Origin of the sequence: Candidatus Chlorohelix sp. (assembly GCF_037138995.1) — a bacterium.
Classification (GTDB): domain Bacteria; phylum Chloroflexota; class Chloroflexia; order Chloroheliales; family Chloroheliaceae; genus Chlorohelix.
In genome coordinates this window covers 1-3,484 of sequence record NZ_JBAXHI010000093.1, presented here as the reverse complement: position 1 = coordinate 3,484, position 3,484 = coordinate 1, and the positions used below count along the sequence as shown (strand labels likewise).

Annotated in this window: 4 protein-coding genes; 3 read left to right on the top strand and 1 reads right to left on the bottom strand. The window is 45.5% G+C overall.

The window, feature by feature from the left end:
• The 3 genes from WCK19_RS18315 to WCK19_RS18305 all read left to right on the top strand — a co-directional run.
• Positions 1-1,105: ThiF family adenylyltransferase (locus WCK19_RS18315; protein ID WP_342398849.1), on the top strand; the 1,105-nt coding region annotated here is incomplete at its 5' end.
• Positions 1,105-2,085, top strand: coding sequence for a hypothetical protein (locus WCK19_RS18310; RefSeq protein WP_342398848.1), 981 nt, complete (start codon positions 1,105-1,107; stop codon positions 2,083-2,085). The genes WCK19_RS18315 and WCK19_RS18310, both read left to right, overlap by 1 nt.
• A 21-nt stretch (positions 2,086-2,106) precedes the next feature.
• The gene (locus WCK19_RS18305) at positions 2,107-2,985 is read left to right on the top strand and encodes a hypothetical protein (protein ID WP_342398847.1); all 879 of its coding nucleotides are present in this window, start codon (positions 2,107-2,109) and stop codon (positions 2,983-2,985) included.
• Here the strand turns inward: WCK19_RS18305 and WCK19_RS18300 are convergent.
• A complete protein-coding gene (locus WCK19_RS18300; RefSeq protein WP_342398846.1) occupies positions 2,957-3,109 on the bottom strand; it encodes a hypothetical protein in 153 nt (50 codons plus the stop codon). The two genes, WCK19_RS18305 and WCK19_RS18300, sit on opposite strands and share 29 nt — an antisense overlap.
• Between the last annotated feature and the right edge of the window lie 375 nt (positions 3,110-3,484).

Below are 3,484 nucleotides of genomic sequence, written 5' to 3'. Positions count from 1 at the left end.
GCTGTTGCATCTGGATTCGCCAAGCAATATCTTGTTGGGGCGCTGGCAACGAGGGGAAAAATTGGACTCCAGCCAACCCGGTGAACTGGTTTTATTAGCCCATAATGACGCGATAACTTTTTACAAAATTAGTGAAGAGGGAAGCGCCGAAGAAGTTGAGCATGAGCGGCTGACTTTCTACGATGATTTCAAAAGTCGCATCGCGGGATTGCTGGATACAAATGCGCTGGCAAATAAAACGGTAGCAATCATCGGACTAGGCACAGGGGGCGGCACTGCCGCAGTGGAATTAGCCAAAGCAGGAGTTGGGAAATTCCGCTTGGCAGATTTTGACCGTTTGAAAGTACATAATGTGGTGCGCCATGTCTGCGGGATGCGCGACATCGGGCGCTTGAAAACCGATGCGCTGAAAGACCTGTTATTAAATACTAATCCTTTGTTAAAGGTTGAGACTTTTAACATAGATGTAACGGAACATCTGGATACTCTTGAGCAACTCTTGGACGGGTGTGATTTGGTGGTAGGGGCAACAGACTCGGAAGAAGCCAAAGGGGTTATCAATCGAATATCTTGGAATAAAGGTATCCCAGCAGTGTATGGCGCAGCTTATGAGATGGGCTTTGGGGGGGATGTGTTCATGGCGATACCCGGCGTAGAACTTGAGGGGCAAAAGGTGGGTTGCTATATGTGCTTCCGCATAGCCACCAGCCAGTTATTCGGGGAGCAAGACCATGATGAAATTGAGGATTACGGGGCATTACCCGGAAGACCACAGTTAGCCCTGAGCATGGATGTGGGGCATATTGCGCTTATTATGGCGCGAACCGCGTTAAGCGTTTTGTCTCGCTATGATAAAACAAGCTTGGTAGAACCCTACCCTGCAAACTGGATATTGTGGGGCAATCAACCCAAACAAGGCTGGATTTTTGATGAACCCTTGCAAAGTCGTTTTGTAGATATTTGGTCACAGCCGGATTGTCCGGTGTGTGGTCAGCCAGTGGACAAACAATTACAAGAGGAAGCCACGAATTTCGTAGAAAGCCTGACAGAACTAGAGTTTGTTCCCGCCGCCATATACGGACAAGAATCAGAGGAGGTTGAATAATGAACCAAAATGGCAATAATTACTCACAGTTGGGTAAAGAGGTTTCGCTCGGAACTGACGAATATGGTCAGATTTCTTCCGATTACGTTCCTCCTCCGCCGAGCCTATATGGTAGTGGCGAGGAGGAAGCAGGCATTGATAATGGACTGGATTTGGATGGAACGCGCAGTCGCCGCAAAAAGGCTACTATACTGGCAATAGTCTCTGGAGTATTTGCGCTTATTATTGCCGGAGCAGGTAGCTTCTTCTGGTTTACAGGACTTCAGAGCATTAACAACCCTGACCGCAACTTGACTGAAAATCAGCGAAAATTCAATGTGGCGGTCAGAGATTACGAGGCTGGAAAGTATTTGGAAGTTACCACCGCCTTGCCTGCTCTGCTGACTGACAAAGATGTTAAAGTGAACGCTGCCGCATATTTGTTTGCGGTGTATGCCACTTTGGGACAGCAGGAAGAAACAAGCTTGCTGCCTGAAAATGCATTAACTGACTATAAGCAAGCCGTTGATTACGCCACTACTAACAAACTTCAAGCAGGTGTGAAGCCTACCCGAATACCTTCGATACCGCAGCCTTACACCACACTGGATGGGTGGGTTAAAGGAGTAACTGACAGGCGAGATATGACGCAATTGTATATAGATGGCAAGAACGCACAGAGTGCTGCTTTGCGCACTGAAAACCCGCAGGAAAAGGAGCAGAAATTAATAGAAGCAAGCGATAAATTATCCAAATTGGTTCAGAAAGATCCTAGTTTTCTGGCTAAAATGAACATGGAGAGTCCAGCAGTAAAATTGACCGAAACCTACCGTGACATGGCTGGTATAAAATGCAATTCTAGCTCTGCCAATAAAGCTGAAGCAACTAATTATTTTGATCAGGCAGACAAAGTAATGAGCATACCGGCTATTCAGGAGCTGATGACGTACTTTAATCGCATTAAAGGCGGTCTGGAAACGACCAAGAAAGATTGCAAGTAGAAGAAGGGTGGGTAGTTAAAGATGGCTAGAAACAATAGAAATACAAATCAAACTCAGGATTGGATGTCCGAGAAAGGGGGAAATCCCCAAGATTGGATGCAGGAAAAGCAGCAGAATCTGGATGATATTTTTGATGAGAAAGCAGGTATCACCAGACGCAGCCCTTTGAATCAATGGGGATTGATAATGCTGGTAGCAATCCTGCTGTTAGGTGTAGCTGTAATTCTCATTGTGGCTCTTACTAACAAACCTGTTTCTACGGCAGCGGTAGCTACTGTAGAACCAACTTCTGCCGCGCTTACCGTAGTTGCAAACAATCGCACGCAAGCCCAAAAGCTATTGAGTGATGCTACTAACCAGATTAATCAGTGCGCTGATAACCCTTGTAGCAATTACCCGAAAGCAATTCGTAACCTTACCGAAGCAAGCAATCTTTTGCGAAATGATGCTGCTATTAATGATAAGCTCAAAGAAAGCTATTTAACTTACTCAAAGCAACTTTTTAAAGCTGCTACCAACCCTGATTCCTTCCGATTGGGACTCGATCAATTAAGGGCGGCAAAAGACATATTGGCAGGCGATAAAGACCTGACAAGTTTGGAAGAGATTGCCGATTTCTACCAGCAAGGTTGGAGTAAATTAAACGCCAAAAAATATGATGATGCTTCAGGCAAGTTTAAGATTGTGTGGGAGCGTGAACCGAATTTTTATAACATCTCAAGTCTATACTATGGAAGCTTATTAGAATATGCCAAGCAGTTGCTGGCAGCTAATAACCCAGAAGAGGCAGCATTTCACCTGAAAACGGCACTGAACTTAAATGTGAACCCAACGGAAATTAGAGGTATTGCACAGAAGAGCATTCCGCAAACTATACGCGCCAAATATAATCTGGGCTAATAGGGGTAGGGCTGGCGACCAGAGCGGTATTAGATTTTGCTAACCCGTTTCTGTTCGCCACACTCAAGCCGAACTTGCCCCGTTTCGAGGTAAGGAAGCGACCATAAAGCTGCACCTTACTCAACCACTGGAACCACCCCAAGAGTTTGAAACACGCAGCACGGCAGTGTGCGAATGTTATCTAACAGGATTTCCCTATACATTAGAGAAATTTTGGGCGGTAAGGCTTTACTTTTTTTAACCCCAATTTCCGCACATCATTTTTTACCCTGCTTTTGTTGTCAGGGCTGTTGCAAGAAAGAAATTGTCCTTTATAAAACGGTTCTCAAAGGGGTTTGGGCAAGGGCGCGTGGTCATTTTGTAGGGGCGTATTTGAATACGCCCATCCCATGATTGCCCCAAACCCCATGAGATTTTATCCAAACCAACGCGGGCGTGTCGCGCCCATCTGTTCCAAGTAATTCGAGAATTAACCAGAATATGTACTTATTAATGAATG